The organism is Paramaledivibacter caminithermalis DSM 15212, from assembly GCF_900142245.1.
Lineage (GTDB): Bacteria > Bacillota > Clostridia > Peptostreptococcales > Caminicellaceae > Paramaledivibacter > Paramaledivibacter caminithermalis.
The window spans coordinates 1-1,984 of record NZ_FRAG01000134.1 but is presented as its reverse complement, the minus strand read 5'-3'; the positions used below and the strand labels follow the sequence as shown (position 1 = coordinate 1,984).

Genomic DNA, 1,984 nt, shown 5'->3' with positions numbered 1-1,984 from the left:
GTCAGATAACATTCCTGATATATGTAGAGTTGGCCCTAATAAATAATATCATAGTCCTCATCCTTAATCCAAGGTGGGGACTATTTTACGCTTACCAAAAAGGAGTTTTTAGATTTGTGTCGAAAATTAAATATATAGGATACTAAAAACTCCGAGGTGAAGAATATGTTTAGAGAAAATACTACACACACCCAAGAAAATATATTTAATAGTACTAATTGGATGAATCCACGTGTTAGAGATAAACTTAGTAAAAGCTGGGCACCAATCTTCTATGAAGATGTATTTTGCAAAATTGATGAGAAACCTTTTACGGTTCTATATAGTGATATTGGTAGATCTAACTTTCCAGTTAATATACTTTTGTCTCTAGAATATATCAAGCATATGTTTAATTATTCTGATGATGACTTGATTGAAAACTTTTACTTTAACTACCTTATAAATTATGCCGTAGGCATTAGAACTCTTGGTGAAATTAATCTTGCTAAGAGAACTTTATATGAGTTTCGAAGTAGAGTTTATAACTATACCCTTAAAAATCCTGATAAAGCTGATTTAATATTTGAGCAATTTATAAACCTCACAGAAGAATTTGGTAAAAAACTTGGTGTTTCTTTTGAAGAACAGAGAATGGATTCAACATTTATTACTTCTAACATCAAAAAAGCAGGCAGACTTTCATTAGCATTTGATGTATTAACTGGGGCTGTAAAAGTTATTCCAGTTGAATACCTGACTGATTCATTTTCCTTGAAAGAAGTACTTAACCCTGCATTTAAAACAGACATTCTTTATAAGTCAAAACCTAATGAAACATCAAGCAAACTAGATACAGTTTTAAACCTTATAAGTGAAGTAATTACTATAGCTGATACATTACCAGAATTAAATGATGAAAATGTAATTAAACTGGCAAAAAGATTTATTAAAGAACAAGCTGAGTATGATAATAAAACACAAAAATTAAAAGCAAAGAATAAAAAAGAAATTCCCACAGATTCGCTCCAATCAGCCTATTATGAAGATGCTACATTTCGTACTAAAGCTGGCAAGGGTAACAGTGGTTATGTATTAAATTTATCAGAAACTTGCAGTAAGGACAATCCAGTTCAACTAATCACTGACTACAAAGTAGATAAAAACATAACAGCAGATGTGAATTTAATCAAAGAAAGATTACCAATCATTAAAGAGAATACAGTTTTAGATAAAATGTATGTTGACGGTGGTTATTATTCAGAAGATGTTGTAGCCCTTGCTAAGGAAAAAGACGTTGACATAAACTTTACTGATATGACTGGTAAAAAGCCTTCAACAGATAAATTACCTATTAACAATTTTGAAATTGATGAAGACGAAAAAATAATCAAATCATGTCCTAAAGGGCATACACCAATACGTTTAGTTAATAAATCAGGTCAAGCAGTTGCTCACTTTGATAAAAAGCATTGTGATAAATGTGAGTTTAAAGATATATGTCGTATAAAGGAACAAAAAAAGCAAAATGTAGTGAGAATTAGTAACAAAGCTATTATTGCAGAAAGAGAACGCAAAAAGATAGACAAAAACAAAAAAGAATCTACTAGTAAAAGAGCAGGTATAAAGGGAACAAATTCTGCTTTAAAGCGTGGTCATGGGTTAGCCAAATTACAGGTTAGAAGACAATATAAAGTTCAAATAGTAACTGGGTTTAAAGTAACTGCTCATAATATAAAAAGACATATAAAACAGTTGTTACGTAGTAAAAAATTACCAAAATTTACCGCCGACCACACTACCAGTGTGCCCATTTTAGGGTAATAGAAACAAAATAGCATAAGAAATATACATATAGAGGTTATAATACAACTAACACTAACCTATTTTCTAGTATTTAACCATAATATTGATTCCAGTGCAAAAAGTCAAAAATTGATTTTTTATGCAAGGCAATTATTTGAACTTGCATAATTGTAGGGATTTTTAATGCTTAATTGTGATT

1 protein-coding gene is annotated in these 1,984 nt (G+C 30.2%); it reads left to right on the top strand.

The window, feature by feature from the left end:
• Positions 1 to 165: 165 nt before the first annotated feature.
• Positions 166 to 1,803, top strand: a complete 1,638-nt coding sequence (locus tag BUB36_RS18845; RefSeq protein ID WP_073153873.1) for a transposase — start codon at positions 166 to 168, stop codon at positions 1,801 to 1,803.
• The last annotated feature ends 181 nt before the right edge of the window (positions 1,804 to 1,984 follow it).